15 protein-coding genes are annotated in these 16982 nt (G+C 62.6%); 12 read left to right on the top strand and 3 right to left on the bottom strand.

Features of this window, described 5'->3' with window-relative positions:
• Window positions 1-43 precede the first annotated feature (43 nt).
• From ACMGF7_RS15230 to menE, 10 genes are all read left to right on the top strand, one after another.
• Entirely contained in the window at window positions 44-1288 is a 1245-nt protein-coding gene (locus ACMGF7_RS15230; RefSeq protein WP_004935980.1) for an MFS transporter, read from the top strand.
• A gap of 234 nt (window positions 1289-1522) precedes the next feature.
• Window positions 1523-2032: a DUF1097 domain-containing protein gene (locus ACMGF7_RS15235; RefSeq protein WP_004935976.1), complete on the top strand. Its 510-nt coding sequence runs from the start codon at window positions 1523-1525 to the stop codon at window positions 2030-2032.
• A gap of 363 nt (window positions 2033-2395) precedes the next feature.
• On the top strand, window positions 2396-3160 hold the full coding sequence (gene idnO / locus ACMGF7_RS15240; RefSeq protein WP_033632515.1) for a gluconate 5-dehydrogenase: 765 nt from the start codon (window positions 2396-2398) through the stop codon (window positions 3158-3160).
• A gap of 22 nt (window positions 3161-3182) precedes the next feature.
• Window positions 3183-4214, top strand: a complete 1032-nt coding sequence (gene idnD, locus ACMGF7_RS15245; protein WP_049189225.1) for an L-idonate 5-dehydrogenase — start codon at window positions 3183-3185, stop codon at window positions 4212-4214.
• Window positions 4215-4295: 81 nt separating this feature from the next.
• Window positions 4296-4607 carry a stress response protein ElaB gene (gene elaB / locus ACMGF7_RS15250; protein ID WP_004935964.1) on the top strand — a complete coding sequence of 104 codons (312 nt, stop codon included), beginning with the start codon at window positions 4296-4298 and terminating at the stop codon, window positions 4605-4607.
• A gap of 380 nt (window positions 4608-4987) precedes the next feature.
• Window positions 4988-6664, top strand: a complete 1677-nt coding sequence (gene menD / locus ACMGF7_RS15255; protein ID WP_049241819.1) for a 2-succinyl-5-enolpyruvyl-6-hydroxy-3-cyclohexene-1-carboxylic-acid synthase — start codon at window positions 4988-4990, stop codon at window positions 6662-6664.
• Window positions 6661-7431, top strand: a complete 771-nt coding sequence (menH, locus tag ACMGF7_RS15260; RefSeq protein WP_076740587.1) for a 2-succinyl-6-hydroxy-2,4-cyclohexadiene-1-carboxylate synthase — start codon at window positions 6661-6663, stop codon at window positions 7429-7431. The genes menD and menH overlap by 4 nt, the downstream gene beginning before the upstream one ends.
• 11 nt (window positions 7432-7442) lie before the next feature.
• A complete protein-coding gene (gene menB, locus ACMGF7_RS15265) occupies window positions 7443-8300 on the top strand; it encodes a 1,4-dihydroxy-2-naphthoyl-CoA synthase (RefSeq protein ID WP_033635308.1) in 858 nt (285 codons plus the stop codon).
• The gene (gene menC, locus ACMGF7_RS15270; protein ID WP_274865146.1) at window positions 8300-9283 is read left to right on the top strand and encodes an o-succinylbenzoate synthase; all 984 of its coding nucleotides are present in this window, start codon (window positions 8300-8302) and stop codon (window positions 9281-9283) included. The genes menB and menC overlap by 1 nt, the downstream gene beginning before the upstream one ends.
• A complete protein-coding gene (gene menE, locus ACMGF7_RS15275; RefSeq protein ID WP_049241816.1) occupies window positions 9271-10656 on the top strand; it encodes an o-succinylbenzoate--CoA ligase in 1386 nt (461 codons plus the stop codon). Before menC ends, menE begins: the two co-directional genes overlap by 13 nt.
• Window positions 10657-10700: 44 nt before the next feature.
• Here the strand turns inward: menE and katA are convergent, their stop codons facing one another.
• Window positions 10701-12137, bottom strand: coding sequence for a catalase KatA (gene katA / locus ACMGF7_RS15280; RefSeq protein WP_015378563.1), 1437 nt, complete (start codon window positions 12135-12137; stop codon window positions 10701-10703).
• 338 nt (window positions 12138-12475) lie between these two features.
• On the opposite strand from katA, the gene ACMGF7_RS15285 reads away from it, so the two are divergent.
• Window positions 12476-13015 (top strand): YfaZ family outer membrane protein, encoded by a 540-nt coding sequence (locus ACMGF7_RS15285; protein ID WP_004935943.1) that lies wholly within the window; start codon window positions 12476-12478, stop codon window positions 13013-13015.
• Between the two features lie 61 nt (window positions 13016-13076).
• Here ACMGF7_RS15285 and tyrP read toward each other — a convergent pair whose 3' ends face one another.
• On the bottom strand, window positions 13077-14285 hold the full coding sequence (tyrP, locus tag ACMGF7_RS15290; protein WP_015378562.1) for a tyrosine transporter TyrP: 1209 nt from the start codon (window positions 14283-14285) through the stop codon (window positions 13077-13079).
• Between the two features lie 245 nt (window positions 14286-14530).
• On the opposite strand from tyrP, the gene ACMGF7_RS15295 reads away from it, so the two are divergent.
• Window positions 14531-15727, top strand: a complete 1197-nt coding sequence (locus ACMGF7_RS15295; RefSeq protein ID WP_049241815.1) for a nicotinamide mononucleotide deamidase-related protein YfaY — start codon at window positions 14531-14533, stop codon at window positions 15725-15727.
• Here the strand turns inward: ACMGF7_RS15295 and ACMGF7_RS15300 are convergent.
• Window positions 15717-16952, bottom strand: a complete 1236-nt coding sequence (locus ACMGF7_RS15300; protein ID WP_420286500.1) for an FAD-dependent oxidoreductase — start codon at window positions 16950-16952, stop codon at window positions 15717-15719. The two genes, ACMGF7_RS15295 and ACMGF7_RS15300, sit on opposite strands and share 11 nt — an antisense overlap.
• Window positions 16953-16982: the final 30 nt, after the last annotated feature.

The following is a 16982-nucleotide window of genomic DNA, read 5'->3' on the forward strand; positions in this document are numbered from 1 at the left end:
GCATTTATTTAGGGCGAATGCCTGATCGATTCGGGAGTTGAACATGTCAGAAAGTATCGCCGTTGAAGAAACGGCTAAAGCGAAGGCGGGTACATCGCATTTCGCTATCTTGCTGTTTCTGGCGTTGGCATTGATGTCAGCGCTGTTGAACAGCAGCGCGCCGACGCCGCTTTATCCGCTTTATCAACATGAGCTGGCGTTGAGCTCGGTCAGCCTGACGATCATCTACGGCGCTTATGCCGCCGGCGTGCTGATTTCGCTGTTCGGCGTAGGCAATATGGCGGGGAAAGTAAAAGACCTGCGCAGCATGATCGTGCCGGCGCTGTTGGTGGTGTTGCTTGGCGCGCTGCTGTTTTCGGTGGCGTCGTCGTTCTTCATGATGTTTATGGCACGGCTGCTGGCCGGCGTCGGCACCGGCGCCCTGACCGGTGCGGCGAATATCGCGTTGGTGCGTTTCGGGCCGCAGGACGGCGGAAAAAATGCGGCGTTGATCGCGACGCTGTCCTTTACCACCGGATTGGCCCTGGGCCCGATCTTTAGCGGCGTCGCACTGCAAACCGGTTTTCATACCACGTCATTGCCGTTCATCATCATCATGGCCATTGCCGCCGTCGCCGCACTGGGCGTGATGCTGCGCTGGCCGCGAGAGGCGGTGGCGGCGCAGGCCGATAGCGCAGCGGCGGATAACGCGCCGGTGGCGAAAAGCTCTCTGGCGGATGGCCTGCGCGCGACCGGCGGTAAATTCTTCCTGTGCGCCGGGGCGTTGTTCATTTGTTGGGCGGTTGCCGCCAGCATTCTGGCGATAGGGCCGAGCGTCGCCGAAAAACTGTTGGATATGCAAAGCCGTGGCGTCTTTGGCTATGTGGTCGCCGTCTATCTGGTGATTGCCGGCATCAGCCAGATTTTGAGTCGTCGCATCAACGCCCGCCATTCGCTGATGTTCGGCTGCCTGGCTCAGGCTTTGTCGGTCGGGGTGTTCGCCGTGGCGATTCAGATCCATTCGCTGGCGCTGGCCGCCGCAGGCATGGTGATCGCCGGTTACGCCTATGGCGCGATCTTCGTCGGCAGCGCCACGCTGGTGAATCTGATTTCACCGAAAGCCAGCCATGCGCGTTTGATCTCCCTGTTCTACGTGATCGCGTATATCGCTAACTGGGTGCCGATCCTGTTGGGCGTTGTGATCGACCACGCCGATTTGCATTTGGCGACCCACTTGTTATTCCTGAGCAGCGCCGTGATTTGTTTGATGTTGAGCGTCATGGTAACGCGTGCGGGCTTCCCACGCTGAAACCGGCGTTCGGGAGGGGGGCGACAGGCGTCGCATGTAGGCATTTCATTTGAGATCGTGATTTCCCTGGTGTTGTGTTATTCCAGCGTGCTCGTCACGCTGGCTTTTTTTGTGATAAACATTGCTTTTTTTATATTTCCATTTCCTTGTTTGCATTTTTATTGTGATTTTAATCACGAAAAAATCGCTCGCTTCGGGTAAACTGCGCGCTTTATTTTTGCCGCGGGTCACTTTATGAACGTTCTTTTCGCCATTGCCGTTACTACCGGGATCCTCTCCGGCGTTTGGGGCTGGGTTGCCGTCAGCCTGGGGCTGATCGGTTGGGCCGGTTTTCTCGGCTGCACGGCGTATTTCGCCTGCCCGCAGGGCGGGCTGAAAGGGCTGTTGATCGGCGCGTTGACCTGCTGCAGCGGCGTCTTCTGGGCAATGGCGATCATCCACGGCAGCGAACTGGCGCCGCAGTGGAATCTGCTGGGGTATCTGCTGACCGGCGTCGTGGCGTTCCTGATGTGCATTCAGGCCAAACAGCAGTGGCTGGGGTTCGTGCCCGGCACCTTTATCGGCGCCTGTGCGACCTTCGCCGGCGGCGGCGATTGGCCGCTGGTGACGCTTTCCCTGCTGGTGGGCCTGCTATTCGGCTATGCGATGAAAAACAGCGGTCTGTGGTGGGCGGCGCGCAGCGAAAAAGCCCGCGCTACGCCGCCGATTGGCCCGAATGCCGGCTCAAACGGTGCCGCCGAGTGAGAGACGGCAGTTCACCACCAGCGTTTGGTTACCCGGCATTTGGGTTACGCCGGCCCATTGTGCGATGTCCTGTCGCGTAACGCGGAGGTGTTTCATTCGGTGGCCTTCACGGGCGGCGCGGCAAGGGGGATAGCGGCATGTTAACCCATCGATTTGGTGATAACAATGAATGTGCTTCTATTGAAAACAGCCTTTTTTCAATCGGATAGATAAGTTTTACCCGCTGGCTGCCTGCGTGAGATCACGTTAAGGGTAACAGGGTTTCGTAACATGATTTTCAGTGATTTCCATCACGTTTTTACCGGTAACAATCGGCTGAGATAGAAGCCTGTCCGATTGGAGGCCTGATGGCCGGGAATCACTATGAACAATCTGTTTTCACTGGATAACAAGACCGTCTTGATCACCGGCGCCTCGCGCGGCATCGGTTTTCTGCTGGCACGCGGCCTGGCGCAGCAAGGCGCGCATATTCTGGTCAACGCCACCACCGAAGAACATGCCCGGCACGCCGCCGAACGTTTGCGCGAAGAGGGGCTGCGCGCCGAGGCGGCGGCGTTCGATGTCACCGATTCCCAGGCGGTGCATGCCGCCATCGACCGTATCGAAGCGGACATCGGCGCGATAGACGTTTTGATCAATAACGCCGGCATCCAGCGCCGCCACCCGTTCACCGAGTTTCCGGAGCAAGACTGGGACGACATCATTGCCGTCAACCAGAAGGCGGTCTTCATCGTGTCGCAGACCGTGGCGCGTTACATGGTGCCGCGCCGGCGCGGCAAGATAGTCAACATCGGCTCGATGCAAAGTGAGCTGGGCCGCGACACCATCACCCCTTATGCGGCGTCCAAAGGGGCGGTGAAAATGCTCACGCGCGGCATGTGCGTGGAGCTGGCGCGCTACAACATTCAGGTCAACGGCATTGCCCCCGGCTACTTCAAAACCGAGATGACGCAGGCGCTGGCCGACGATCCGGCCTTCACCGCCTGGCTGACCCAACGCACGCCCGCCGCGCGCTGGGGCGATCCGCAGGAGCTGATCGGCGCGGCGGTGTTCCTGGCCGCCGACGCCTCCGCCTTCGTCAACGGGCAACTGCTGTTTGTCGATGGCGGCATGTCGGCGGCGGTGTAATCTTTTTCCGTGGAGTCTTGCGATGAAAATTCAAACTCAGTCCTGCGTGGTCAAAGGCAAGCGAGACGTGGCGGTGATCGCGCAAGAAGTGGATTATCGAGGGCAGGGAACGCTGGTGAAAATCAGCCGCGGCGGCATCTGCGGCTCGGATCTGCATTACTTCCAGGAAGGCAAGGTCGGCAATTTTCAGGTGCGTCAGCCGATGGTGCTGGGCCATGAGGTGATCGGTGAGGTGGTCGCCAGCGATTCGCCGCAGTTGCCGGCCGGGCAGAAGGTGGCGCTCAATCCCAGCAAACCCTGCGGGCAGTGCAAATACTGTCTGGAGCAGCAAAGCAATCAATGCGTCGAGATGCGCTTTTTCGGCAGCGCGATGTATTTTCCGCACGTCGACGGCGCTTTTACCCAATACAAAGTGGTGGATAGCGCGCAGTGCATTCCTTACGCCGCCGATCGCGACGACAGGGTGATGGTGTTCGCCGAACCGCTGGCGGTGGCTGTCCACGCGGCGAAGCAGCCCGGCGATGTGGCGGGGAAAAAGATCTTCGTGTCCGGCGTCGGCCCGATCGGCTGTCTGCTGGTGGCGGCGCTGAAAGCGCTGGGCGCCGCCGAGATTGTCTGCGCCGATCTCAGTCCGCGCTGCCTGGCGATCGCCAGCCAAATGGGGGCCAATCGGTGCCTGCATGCCGCGGACGACGATTTTAGCGACTATCAGCAGGACAAGGGCTATTTCGATGTCGCCTTCGAAGTGGCGGGGCACCCGCTGTCGCTGCAGCGCTGTCTGGAGATCACCCGCGCCAAAGGCACCGTGGTGCAGGTAGGCATGGGCGGCGGTTTCCCTGATTTCCCGCTGATGTTGTTGATCGCCAAAGAGTTGAACCTGCTCGGATCGTTTCGCTTCGTGGCGGAATTTGCGCTGGCGGTGGCCTGGCTGGCCGGCGATGTGGTCGATCCGCTGCCGCTGTTGTCGGCGGAATTCGCCGGGGACCAACTGGCGCAGGCGCTGGAGTTTGCCGGCGACAAGCGCCAGGCCGCCAAGGTGCAATTGGTGTTTTAGGGTAAAAGTCCGATGGCCGCAGGCGACGATCCTTGTCTATAGTGTAGGAACGCTTAATTTTTCAACCACGGAGATCTCACTATGGCAAGACATTCGGATGCTGAGCAAACTACGCTGGATGACGATCTGAGAATGCTGACCGAGACGCTGGAAGAAGTGTTGCAATACACCGGCGATCGCGCGGATCAGGCCTACATTGACATCAAGTCGCACGCCGAGCAGGCGCTGAGTGAGGTCAAGGCGCGCTGGGCGAACACCGGCGAATCCTACTATGCGCGCGCCAAAGAAGCGGTGCACCGCACCGACGACTACGTGCGGGATAAACCCTGGCACAGCGTAGGCATCGGTGCCACCGTCGGGCTGGTGCTGGGGCTGCTGCTGGCCCGCAAATAAATCATGTCATCGGGGCGGCGCAGGCCGCCTCGTGCTTTTCTGCAGACTGTGTCGTTCATCCCGCCGTTTCCCCGATCGCTTTCCCTTATCCCGCCTATACTTCCCGCTGGCCGCCGTTGGAGCGCCTTTATCTCCCTTGTTTTTGTATGGACGGATTGAGCCGGTGTCGTCGCAAGTGTAAAGTGTTTGTGTTTTAATTGTTTGTTTTTTGTTCTAAATCAAACAATTATCTGGTGTAAACACCCAGGGATATACGGCGTTCTTGCGCTGGCGCAAAAGCCGTGAAAATAACACCTCATATAATACAGAACGTAACTACAGGCGCGGCGTCCGTCGGCTGCGCCGGGGACGATCTCTGCTAACTGACTTGTGAGCGAACTATGTCGACAAGTGTTTTTAATCGCCGGTGGGCGGCTGTGCTGCTCGAGGCGCTGGCCCGCCATGGGGTGCGGCATGTTTGTATCGCTCCGGGATCGCGCTCCACGCCGCTGACGCTGGCCGCCGCGGCCAACCGATCGTTTATCTGCCATACCCATTTTGATGAGCGCGGGCTCGGCCATTTGGCGCTCGGGCTGGCGAAGGCGGCGCGTGAGCCGGTGGCGGTGATCGTTACGTCCGGCACCGCGGCGGCGAACCTTTATCCCGCGTTGATCGAAGCCGGCCTGACCGGTGAACGGCTGGTGTTTCTCACCGCCGATCGGCCGCCGGAACTGATCGACTGCGGCGCCAATCAGGCGATCCGTCAAAACGGTCTCTACAGCAGCCACCCGACGTTGGCGATCGATCTGCCGCGTCCGACGCCGGATATTCCGGCCGCGTGGCTGGCCTCCAGCGTCGACAGCGCAATGGCGCGCCTGCAGCATGGCGCTTTGCATATCAACTGCCCGTTCGCCGAACCGCTGTACGGCGGCGATGAGCGTCACTATGCCGATTGGTCCGCCGCGCTGGGCGACTGGTGGCAGAGCGATCGTCCGTGGCTGCAGGAAAGCGAGACGCGTGCGGCGCCGTCGCCGCAGCCGGACTGGTTCTCCTGGCGGCAAAAGCGCGGCGTGGTGCTGGCCGGGCGCATGAGTGCGGAAGAGGGCGCGCAGGTGGCCGACTGGGCCGAAACGCTGGGCTGGCCGCTGATCGGCGATGTGCTGTCGCAGACCGGGCAACCGCTGCCCTGCGCCGATTTGTGGCTCGCGCATCCGCAGGCGCAGCGCGTACTGCAAGATGCGCAGCTGGTGGTGCAGTTCGGCGGCAGCCTGACCGGCAAACGCCTGCTGCAATGGCAGGCGCAGTGTCAGCCGGAAGAATATTGGATTATCGACGAGCTGCCGGGGCGGCTCGATCCGGCCCAACACCGGGGGCGGCGCCTGCGCGCCGGCGTGGCGCAGTGGTTGGCGCAGCATCCCGCGCAACCGCGCGCGCCGTGGGCCGCCGGGCTGGCAGCGCTGGCGGATAAAGCGTTGACGGCGGCGTCCACGCATCTGCACGATAACTTTGGCGAAGCGCAGCTGGCGCACCGCCTGCCGGAACTGCTGCCGGAGAACGGCCAGCTGTTTCTCGGCAACAGCCTGGTGGTGCGACTGATCGACGCGTTAACGATGCTGCCTGCCGCTTACCCGGTATTCAGCAACCGCGGCGCCAGCGGCATCGACGGTCTGATTTCCACCGCCGCCGGCGTACAGCGCGCCACCGCCAGGCCGACGTTGGCGGTGGTGGGCGACCTTTCCGCCCTGTATGACCTCAATGCGCTGGCGCTGCTGCGCCACTGTTCGGCGCCGACGGTGCTGATCATCGTCAATAACAACGGCGGCCAAATTTTCTCGCTGCTGCCGACGCCGGAAGAGGAGCGTCAGCGCTTTTACTGCATGCCGCAGAACGTTGAGTTCAGCCACGCGGCGGCGATGTTCCAGCTTGACTATGCGCGGCCGGAAAACTGGAGCCAGTTGCAACAGGCGGTTGAGCAAGGCTGGCGGCGCGGCGGCGCCACGTTGATAGAGCTGCAGGTGCCGCCGAGCGCAGGGGCCGAAAGCCTGCAATACCTGGTGCAACAGATGGCGGTGCAATGATGCTGGCGACGCGAATTTTGCAACAGGGCGAAGCGGGCCGCCCCTGGCTGATATGGTTGCATGGCCTGCTCGGCAACAACAATGAATGGCGGGTGATCGCCGCGCGCTGCCCGGAATGGCCGTCGTTGGCCATAGATCTGCCCGGCCACGGCGATTCCGTGGCGGTGAGCTGCCGCGGCTTCGACGACATCAGCGCGCAAATCGCCGCGACCCTGCAACTGCGCAATATCGAGCGTTATTGGCTGGTGGGCTACTCGCTTGGTGGGCGCATCGCCATGTATCACGCTTGCCACGGACGCCACGACGGTCTGCAAGGCGTGCTGGTCGAGGGCGGCAATCCGGGGCTTGAGGACGAACAACTGCGCCGTGACCGTTGCGAGCAGGATGCGCGATGGGCGGCGCGTTTTCGCAGTGAGCCGATTGCCGAAGTCCTGGCGGACTGGTATCAGCAACCGGTGTTCAAAGAGCTTAGCCACGTGCACCGCCAGGCGCTGATCGCCGCGCGCTCGGTCAACAGCGGCCCGGCGATCGCCGACATGCTCGAAGCCACGTCGCTCGGGCGACAGCCCTATCTGGCGCCGCAGCTGCGCCAACTGACCGTGCCGCTGCGGGTGCTGTGCGGTGAGAACGACCCCAAATTTCAACGGCTGGCGCGCGACGCCGGGTTGCCGTTGCGCATCGTGCCGCAGGCCGGCCACAACGCGCATCTGGCCAATCCGCAGGAGTTCGTCGCCGAGCTGCAGACCTTTCTCGTTAACCCTGGTTAAAGGAACCGAACATGCTTTATCCGAATGAAGAACAGCTGTATGCCGCCATCGCCTGGCAGGATTGCACCGGCGATTTCGAAGACATTCTGTATCACAAGTCCGCCGACGGCATCGCCAAAATCACCATCAACCGGCCGCAGGTGCGCAACGCGTTTCGTCCGCAAACGGTCAAAGAGATGATCGACGCGCTGGCCAACGCCCGTTACGACGACGGCATCGGCGTCATTATTCTGACCGGCGCCGGCGATAAGGCCTTCTGCTCCGGCGGCGATCAGAAAGTGCGCGGCGACTACGGCGGCTATCGCGACGACAGCGGCGTACACCACCTCAACGTGCTGGACTTCCAGCGCCAGATCCGCACCTGCCCGAAACCGGTGGTGGCGATGGTGGCCGGCTATTCGATCGGCGGCGGCCACGTGTTGCACATGATGTGCGATCTGACCATCGCGGCGGATAACGCCATCTTCGGCCAGACCGGCCCGAAAGTGGGCTCGTTCGACGGCGGCTGGGGGGCGTCTTACATGGCGCGCATCGTCGGTCAGAAGAAGGCGCGCGAAATCTGGTTCCTGTGCCGCCAGTATGACGCCGCCGCCGCGCTGGACATGGGGCTGGTCAATACCGTGGTGCCGCTGGCCGATCTGGAAAAAGAGACGGTGCGCTGGTGCCGCGAAATGCTGCAGAACAGCCCGATGGCGCTGCGCTGCCTGAAGGCGGCGCTGAATGCCGACTGCGACGGCCAGGCCGGTTTGCAGGAGCTGGCGGGCAACGCCACCATGCTGTTCTACATGACCGACGAAGGGCAGGAAGGGCGCAACGCGTTCAACGAGAAGCGCCAGCCGGATTTCAGCAAATTCAAGCGTAACCCGTAATGAGCGGGGCAAACCGCAGCGCGGCGCTATACCGTTACAGCCTGCCGATGGAGGCGGGCGTGGTGCTGCGCAATCAGCGGTTGAAAACGCGTGACGGATGGGTGGTGCAGCTGTGTCAGGGCGATCGTGAAGGCTGGGGCGAGATCGCGCCGCTGCCGGAGTTCAGCCGGGAAACGCCGGCGCAGGCCGAACGAGCCGCATTGGACTGGCTGCAGGCGTGGCTGGCGGGCAACGAACCGGATGACAGCGAGCTGCCCTCGGTGGCCTTTGGGCTCAGCTGTGCGCAGGCCGAGCTGGAGCAGCGTTTGCCGACGCAGGCGGATTTCCGCAAGGCGCCGCTGTGTACTGGCGATCCGGACGAGCTGTTCGAGACATTGAGCGCTTTGCCGGGCGAGAAAGTCGCCAAGGTGAAAGTAGGACTGTATGAGGCGGTGCGCGACGGCATGATCGTCAACGTGCTGCTGGAGGCGCTGCCGGATCTGCGGCTGCGGCTGGACGCCAACCGCAGCTGGACCCGCGCCAAGGCCGACGGCTTCGCCAGGTACGTTAACCCAGCGTGGCGCGATCGCATCTCCTTCCTGGAAGAGCCCTGCAAGACCCGTAATGAATCGCGCGACTTCGCCCGGGCGACCGGTATCGCCATCGCCTGGGATGAGAGCGTGCGGGAGGCGGATTTTGTGGTGCAGGCCGAGCCGGGCGTGGCGGCCATCGTGATCAAACCGACGCTGGTCGGCAGCCTGGCGCGTTGCCAGACGCTGGTGGCGCAGGCGCACGCGGCGGGCCTGACGGCGGTGATCAGTTCCAGCCTCGAATCCAGCCTGGGGTTGACCCAACTGGCGCGCATCGCCCATTGGTTGACGCCGGACACCGTGCCGGGGCTGGACACGCTGGGGTTGATGCAGGCGCAGGTGCTGCGCCCGTGGCCGGGCAGTGCGTTGCCGCTGCTGGATGTTTCGGCGCTGGAGTGCCTATGGCGCCGTTGAACGATTGGCCGTGGCGACACTGGGCGCGCACTCAGCCGCAGGCGACGGCGCTGTTGCTCGGCGAACGGCCGCTGAGCTGGCTGGCGTTGCAAAGCCAGGTAGATGAACTGGCGGCGGATTTTCAGCACCAGGGCGTAGAACCGGGCTGCGGTGTGGCGCTGTGCGGTAAAAACAGCTATCCGTTGCTGTTGGCCTATCTGGCGCTGCTGCAGTGCGGCGCACGCCTGTTGCCGCTCAATCCCGCCTTGCCGACGCCGCTGCTGGCGCAGCTGTTGCCGGAATTGGATATGACCTTTGTCTTCGGCCCGGACTCGTTGCCGGCGCTGCCGGAAGAGGTGATTCGATTGACCCCGCCCTCGACCGAGCCGCGTTGGCCAGACCTGCCGACGTGGGAGGCGCAGCGTCTGGCGACGCTGACGTTGACCTCCGGTTCCAGCGGCATGCCGAAGGCGGCGGCGCACAGCTACGCCAATCATCTGGCCAGCGCCGCCGGGGTGTTGCAGCTGATGGATTTTCAACGCGAGGATTGCTGGCTGCTGTCACTGCCGCTGTTTCACGTCTCCGGCCAGGGCATCGTCTGGCGCTGGTTGGCGGCGGGCGCGCGGCTGGCGGTGCGCGAGACGCACCCGCTGGCGGAGGCATTGGCAGGATGCACGCATGCTTCGCTGGTGCCGACGCAGCTCTGGCGGCTGTTGGCGCAACCGCTGACGGGCATGACGTTGAAAGCGGTGCTGCTCGGCGGCGCGATGATCCCGGTGGAGCTGACCGAACGGGCGGAGGCGGCGGGGATCCGCTGCTGGTGCGGCTACGGGCTGACCGAACTGGCCTCCACGGTGTGCGCCAAGCGCGCCGATGCGCGGCCAGGCGTCGGCCTGCCGCTCGGCGGCCGCGAAGTAAAACTGGTGGACGAAGAGGTCTGGATCCGCGCCGACAGCCTGGCGCTCGGCTACTGGCGTCATGGGCATCTGCAGCCGTTGGCCGATGAGCAGGGCTGGTTCGCGACCCGCGATCGCGGCGTGATGGCGGAGGGGGAACTGCGCATTCTCGGCCGGCTGGACAACCTGTTTTTCAGCGGCGGCGAAGGGGTGCAGCCCGAGGATATCGAACGTGTGCTGGCGGCGCACCCGCAGATCACGCAGGCGTTTGTGGTGCCGATGGCGGACGCTGAGTTCGGCCAGCGGCCGGTGGCGGTGATCGACGGCGATCCGGCGCTGTCGTTGGGGGCGCTGCTCGCCTGGTCGCAGGATAAGCTGGCCAATTTCCAACGCCCGACGGCATTGCTTCCGCTGCCTGACGAGCTGAAAAACGGCGGCATCAAGATTTCGCGCCGCCAATTGCAGCAGTGGGTGGCACAGCGTTTCTCCCAGGCATAAAAAAGCCGCCTGAAAGGGCGGCTGAGTGGATGGCTGCAGGGGGGTTATTTCAGCCCCAACGCCTTGGCGACGCCGGCGCCGTAGTCCGGGTGCACCTTGGTGAACAGCTCGACCTGACGGCGCTGGATCTGTTCCGGCACCTGCGACAGTTCGCCGGCGATGCGGGTGAACATGCGCTGGTGCTCTTCGGCGCTCAGCAGGTTGAACAGCGCGCGCGGCTGGCTGTAGTAATCGTCGTCTTCACGATGGTTCCAGTGGTCGGCCGCGCCCTCAATGCTCAGCGGTGGTTCGCTGAAGTCCGGCTGCTCCTGGAACAGGCCGAAGCTGTTTGGTTCGTAGGTGGCGCCATTGCCGCTGTTGCCGTCCACGCGCATCGCGCCGTCGCGATGGTAGTTGTGGAATGGGCATTTGGCGCCGTTCACCGGGATCTGGTGGTGGTTGACGCCCAGACGGTAGCGGTGCGCATCGCCATAGGAGAACAGACGGCCCTGCAGCATTTTATCCGGCGAGAAACTGATGCCCGGCACCACGTTGGCGGGGTTCATCGCCACCTGCTCGACCTCGGAGAAGTAGTTGTCGGGATTGCGGTTCAGCTCGAAATAACCGACGTCGATCAGCGGGTAGTCGCCGTGCGGCCACACCTTGGTCAGATCGAATGGGTTATAGGGCGTCTGCGAGGCCTCGTGTTCCGGCATGATCTGAATTTGCAGCTTCCAGCGCGGGAAGTCGCCGCGTTTGATCGCCTCGAATAGATCGCGCTGTGAGCTTTCGCGATCCTTGGCGATGATCGCTTCTGCCTCTTCATCCATCAGGTTTTCAATGCCTTGTTCGCAGCGGAAGTGGAATTTCACCCAGAAACGTTCGTTGGCGGCATTGATAAAGCTGAAGGTGTGGCTGCCGAAGCCGTGCATGTGGCGGTAGGACTTCGGAATACCGCGATCGCTGAAGTCGATGGTCAACTGGTGCAGTGATTCCGGCAGGTGGGAGAAGAAGTCCCACTTGTAGACCGGGTTGCGCAGGTTGGTATGCGGATCGCGTTTCACCACGTGGTTGAGATCGGGGAATTTCAGCGGATCGCGCAGATAGAACACCGGCGTATCGTTACCCACCAGATCCCAGTTGCCTTCTTCGGTATAGAACTTCATGGCGAAGCCGCGAATGTCGCGTTCGGCGTCGGCGGCGCCGCGTTCACCGGCGACGGTGGAGAAGCGGATAAACATGTCGGTCTGCTTACCGATTTCGGAGAAGATCTTGGCGCGGGTGTAGCGGGTGATGTCGTGGGTGACGGTAAAGGTACCGTAGGCGCCGGATCCCTTGGCATGCATGCGGCGCTCGGGGATGACTTCACGGTCGAAGTGGGCCAGTTTTTCCAGGAACCACACGTCCTGCAACAGCATCGGGCCGCGTTTGCCTGCGGTGATCACGTTATTGTTATCGACAACCGGGGCGCCGGCTGCGGTGGTCAGTCCTTTCTTGCTCATCACTTGCTCCTTATCGTAGTGCATTTAAGTAAAGACTCGGGCGGTTTAAGCGTTCATCAGCATAGTCCTTTGGCGGGGCTTCTTCCCCTGACCTTGGTCAAAGCCACTACTAGTTGTAGCCCTATTGCCGAGCGACGGCAAATAGGTCTCGGTTATCGTTGGCATCGCCTTGACGAATATAGATTATTGTTTGCAAATATTTACATTTATTTGATTATTGAAGAATTTTTTCGCTTTTATCCCTTAAATACGCATTGCGCTTTGGTATAGACTCGTGACGTTATTATTATGCGTTGATTCGAACATTCGATACGGATGACAAACCAGAGGGAAAGATGATGAAAAAGACTTGGGTCGCGTGCGCGGCAGGATTGCTGTTGGTGACCGGCGCGGCGAACGCCATCAGCGTGTCGGGCGAAGCCGGGCAGCACTACACCAACCTGGGCGTTGGCATGAGCACCGGCTCTTCAGGTCTGGGCCTGACCGGCAACTGGGCGCGCAGCGACCACGACGGCAACGTCGGCAGCGTGGGGTTGAACTTCGGCGTGCCGCTGGGGCCGTTGACGGCGACCGTGGGCGCCAAAGCGCTGTACCTCAGCCCGAAAGACGGGAAGAGCGGCGGGGCGGTGGCGCTGGGCGGCGGCCTGGAGTGGGAGATTAACCGTTACTTCAGCCTGCACGGCGAAGGTTACTTTGCCCCTGAGTCTTTCACCAGCGGCGTGAAGGCCTATAACGAAGCCAGCGGCGGCCTGCGCTGGAAGTTCCGTCCGCTGAGCGTGGACGTGGGCTACCGTTACATGCAGATGGAAGGCAAAGACGGGCGTCGCGACAACACCCTGGCCGATGGCCCTTATGTCGGCGTAGGGCTGAGCTTCTGACGCTCAGCAAAAAGGGGCCATTGCGGCCCCTTTCTCTTTATCATTTCTTGTCTTTCGTCGCTTACCCGACCGCCGGCAGCATGCCGCTGGCGATGCCCAGTTGGATGGCGATCACCGTTACCCCACAGACAAACACCAGCGCCAGCGCAGGGGTGCCGCCCCAGACGCGATACTGCGCCTGATGCTTTTGGCGGGTTTTCCACACCAGCAGCGAAGGCAGCAGCAGCGCCAGTACCGACAGGGCGATGGCGGCGAATCCCAGCGCCAGCACGAAACCGCGCGGGTAGAACAGCGCGAAGGCCAGCGGCGGCAGGAAGGTGATGGCGCCGGTTTGCAGGCGGCCGCGCACGTTATCTTGCCGCTTGAACAGGTCGGCCAGGAAATCGAACAGCCCGAGCGCCACGCCGAGGAACGAGGTCGCCAGCGCCAGATCGGCGAACAGGTGCACCGCCAGTTCAACGTGCGGCGAAGCCACCGCGTCGCGCACCGCCTGCAACAGGCCGTTCAGCCCGGCCTGCTGCGCCAGAATGCCGACGAAGGTGTCGGAGCTGATGCTGCCCAGCGTCGCCAGCTGCCAGAAGATATAGGCCATCAGCGGGATGGCGCTGCCGATGATAAACACCCAGCGCAGTTTGCGAATGTTGCCGCCCATGTAGTTGACGATGCTCGGCACGCTGCCGTGGAAGCCGAAGGAGGTGAAGATCACCGGAATGGCCGACAGCGCCAGGCCTTGCTCCAGCGGCAACGTCATCAGGTTGGTTTGGTGGATATTCGGCAACATCAGGCCGAGCATCACCACCAGAAATACCACTTTGGCGCTGAACAGGATACGGTTGAACAAGTCGACCGAGTGGGTGCCGATGCACACCACGCCGCCGGCTACCAGGGTGAACAACAGAACGCCGAGCGACACCGGGAAGTCCTGCGATGTCCATTGGCTGATGCTGGTGGCGAGCAGTTCGCCGGCGCCGCTAATGTAGGCGGCGGTGAGGGCGTACATCAGGAACATCATGCTGAAGCTGGTCAGCCACTGGCCGCCGCCGCCGAGATAACGTTTGGCGAGGGTACCCAGACCGGTATCCGCCTGCTCATGCTGGTAAACCTCTACCAGCAGCAGCGCGGTGTAACACATCAACAGCCACAGCCCGACCAGTAAGGCCAGCGTGACGCCGAAGCCGACGCCGGCCGCCGCCAGCGGCATCGCCAGCATCCCGGCGCCAATGGTGGTGCCCGCCACGATAAAAACACTGCCAAGAGTGCGATTCTTCACGTTTTTTCTCTACCAGTCGAAAGATTTTGAAAATTATAGGTAACGATTTATGAGGATGGCAGGATAGTGGAAGCCCTAATTTGTGTCAAACCGACGTTACGCATGATGTACATAAATATTTACATAGTGGCGACCGGCATGGCACATGAGAAACGAACCCATGGCTGAAATTATCCGCAGGCGGCTAGTGAAAAGTTATTTACGGGCTTCTATAGTGGAATGACCAAAAAATGTGGGAGAGATCAATGTTAAGGGTGGAGATGCTCAGCACCGGCGATGAGGTGCTGCACGGGCAAATTATCGATACCAACGCCGCCTGGCTGGCGGACTACCTGTTCCTGCAGGGGGTGCCGATGAGCGGGCGTGAAACGGTCGGGGACAGCCTCTCTGCGTTGATCGAGATCCTGCAGGAACGCAGCCACATCGCCGATGTGTTGATCGTCAACGGCGGCCTGGGGCCGACCAGCGACGATCTCAGCGCGCTGGCCGCCGCGAAAGCCAGCGGCGTAGAGCTGGTCGAACGGGCTGACTGGTTGGCGCGCATGGAAGCCTATTTCGCCGAGCGCGGGCGGCCGATGGCCCCTTCCAACCGCAAGCAGGCGCAGATCCCGGCCAACGCGGAAATGCTGGATAACCCGGTAGGCACCGCCTGCGGGTTCGCGCTGCAGCTGAACCAATGCCTGATGTTCTTCACCCCCGGCGTGCCGTCGGAATTCAAAGTGATGGTCGAACAGCAGATCGTGCCGCGTCTGCGCCAGCGCTTCACCTTGCCGGCGCCGCCGCTGTGCCTGCGCCTGACGACCTTCGGCACCTCCGAGAGCGATCTGGCCGCCGAGCTGGACAGCCTGCCGCTGCCGCCGGACGTGGTGCTGGGTTACCGCTCGTCCAGCCCGATCATTGAGCTGAAGCTGACCGGGCCGGAAAGCCGGCGCGCGGAGATGGAGCTGGCCTGGCGACGCGTGCGCGAGGTAGCGGGGGACAACTGCATCTTTGAAGGCACCGACGGGTTGCCGGCGACGCTGACGCAGCGTCTGAATCAGCAAGGGCTGAAGCTGGCGTTGAGCGAGCAGTTCAGCGGCGGTTTGATCAATCTGCAGCTGCAGAGCGAAGGGGCGCCGCTGGCGGGTGGCGAGCTGCTGCCGGCGCACTGCATCGAAACGCTGGAAACGACGCTGGCGCGCGCCCGCTCGCTGGCAGAATTGACCGGTGCGCCGTTGGCGTTGGCGGTCAGCGCCATGCGCGATGAGCAGGTGAGCATTGCGCTGCACACGCCGCGCGGCGGCATTGGCCAGACCGTGCGTTATCGCGCGTCGCGCCACGGCCTGCGGCTGCGGCAGGAGTCGGTCGCGATGCTGGCGTTGGATATGCTGCGCCGCTGGCTGAATGGGGGCCAGGCGTGCGGTAAAAACGCCTGGCTGGAGGTGGTGGAAATTATCGAGTGACGGGTATTGGCGTTGCTGAGTCTCCCGTCTTGTCGGCTTCATCGCGCTGCATCAGCCGTTCGGACGCCAGGCGTGAAAGACGTATTGCCGCGGCGCCTCGCGTTTGCAGCTCTCTACCGTAGTTCCTGAGCGCCTGCGCGGCGCTGTCTGAGTGCGTCAGATGCGCCGCCAGGCTGGCGGCGTCTACCAGCGCGGTGTTGGCGCCGAGCCCACCCGCCGGGCTCATGGCGTGCACGGCGTCGCCGAGAAAGGCGATGCGTTCGCTGTGCCATTCTGGCATCGCCGCCGTAACCTGCACCGTCCGCACGCTGAGCGACGGGGGATCCGCCAGCGCTAACGCCGTTTGCAAGGCGGGCGCCCATCCCTGCGAGATATGCCGTACGCGCGCCTGCAGCGCAGCGGTTCCTTCAGTTCGCACCGGCCCGCCGAGACGCCCAGCCGATCCGATACAGGCCCAATAGAGATAGTCGTCGACCGGTGAGAGGCGGCAATCGGGTGCGTAGTCGGCCGCCAGCTGCGCCATGGGGGCCTGAAAGCGCATCGGTTCAAGCACCAGCGACGCGCCGTCGGCGAAGATCACCGATACGCCGTTCAGCAGCTCGGGGGGCAATTGGGCCCGGGTCGCCGCATCGAGCGGCGTTTTACCGTAAAGGGTGACCGCGCCGCTGTCTTCGGGCCCCGCCTCGGGCAGGCAGCGCCGCCGCACCAGCGAGTTGACGCCGTCGGCGGCGATCAGCACATCGACCCGCACTTGCTCGCCGTTGGCGAACTGCAGTTCCACACCCTGCGGCGTTTGTGCAAATTCACGCAAGGTATGGCCGAAGCGCACCTGGTCTTGCAGGCCGGCAAGCAGGATCTCGCGCAGCGTTTGGCGATGAATGCCGAGATCGCCGCTCGGTTCTTGCGTTTGTCGCTGGCTGGAGGGCAACCAGTGTTCGGGGCGCCGGTCGGTGAGCGGGGCAAGCTGCGGATCCCATAGATTGCTCTCGCCGCTGTTTTGCGCGCTGCCGGCGCAGAGCAACCGGTAGTGCGCCGGCGGCAGGCAGGCGGTCAGCGCCTGCTGGCCCGACGGATCGATGCGCAGCCGGTAGCCCTGATCGCGCGCCTGCGGTGTGGCGTCGCGTTCAAATACCGTGGCGTGGATGCCGAAGCGGCGCAGTCCCTGAGCCAGACACAGGCCGCCGGGCCCTGCGCCGATAATGCCAATGCTGAGTGTTGTCATCATGTTCCCTCGTGAAACAGTGGCCACAGACGG

Source organism: Serratia sp. BNK-17, assembly GCF_048684935.1.
In the GTDB taxonomy this organism is placed as follows: domain Bacteria; phylum Pseudomonadota; class Gammaproteobacteria; order Enterobacterales; family Enterobacteriaceae; genus Serratia; species Serratia nematodiphila.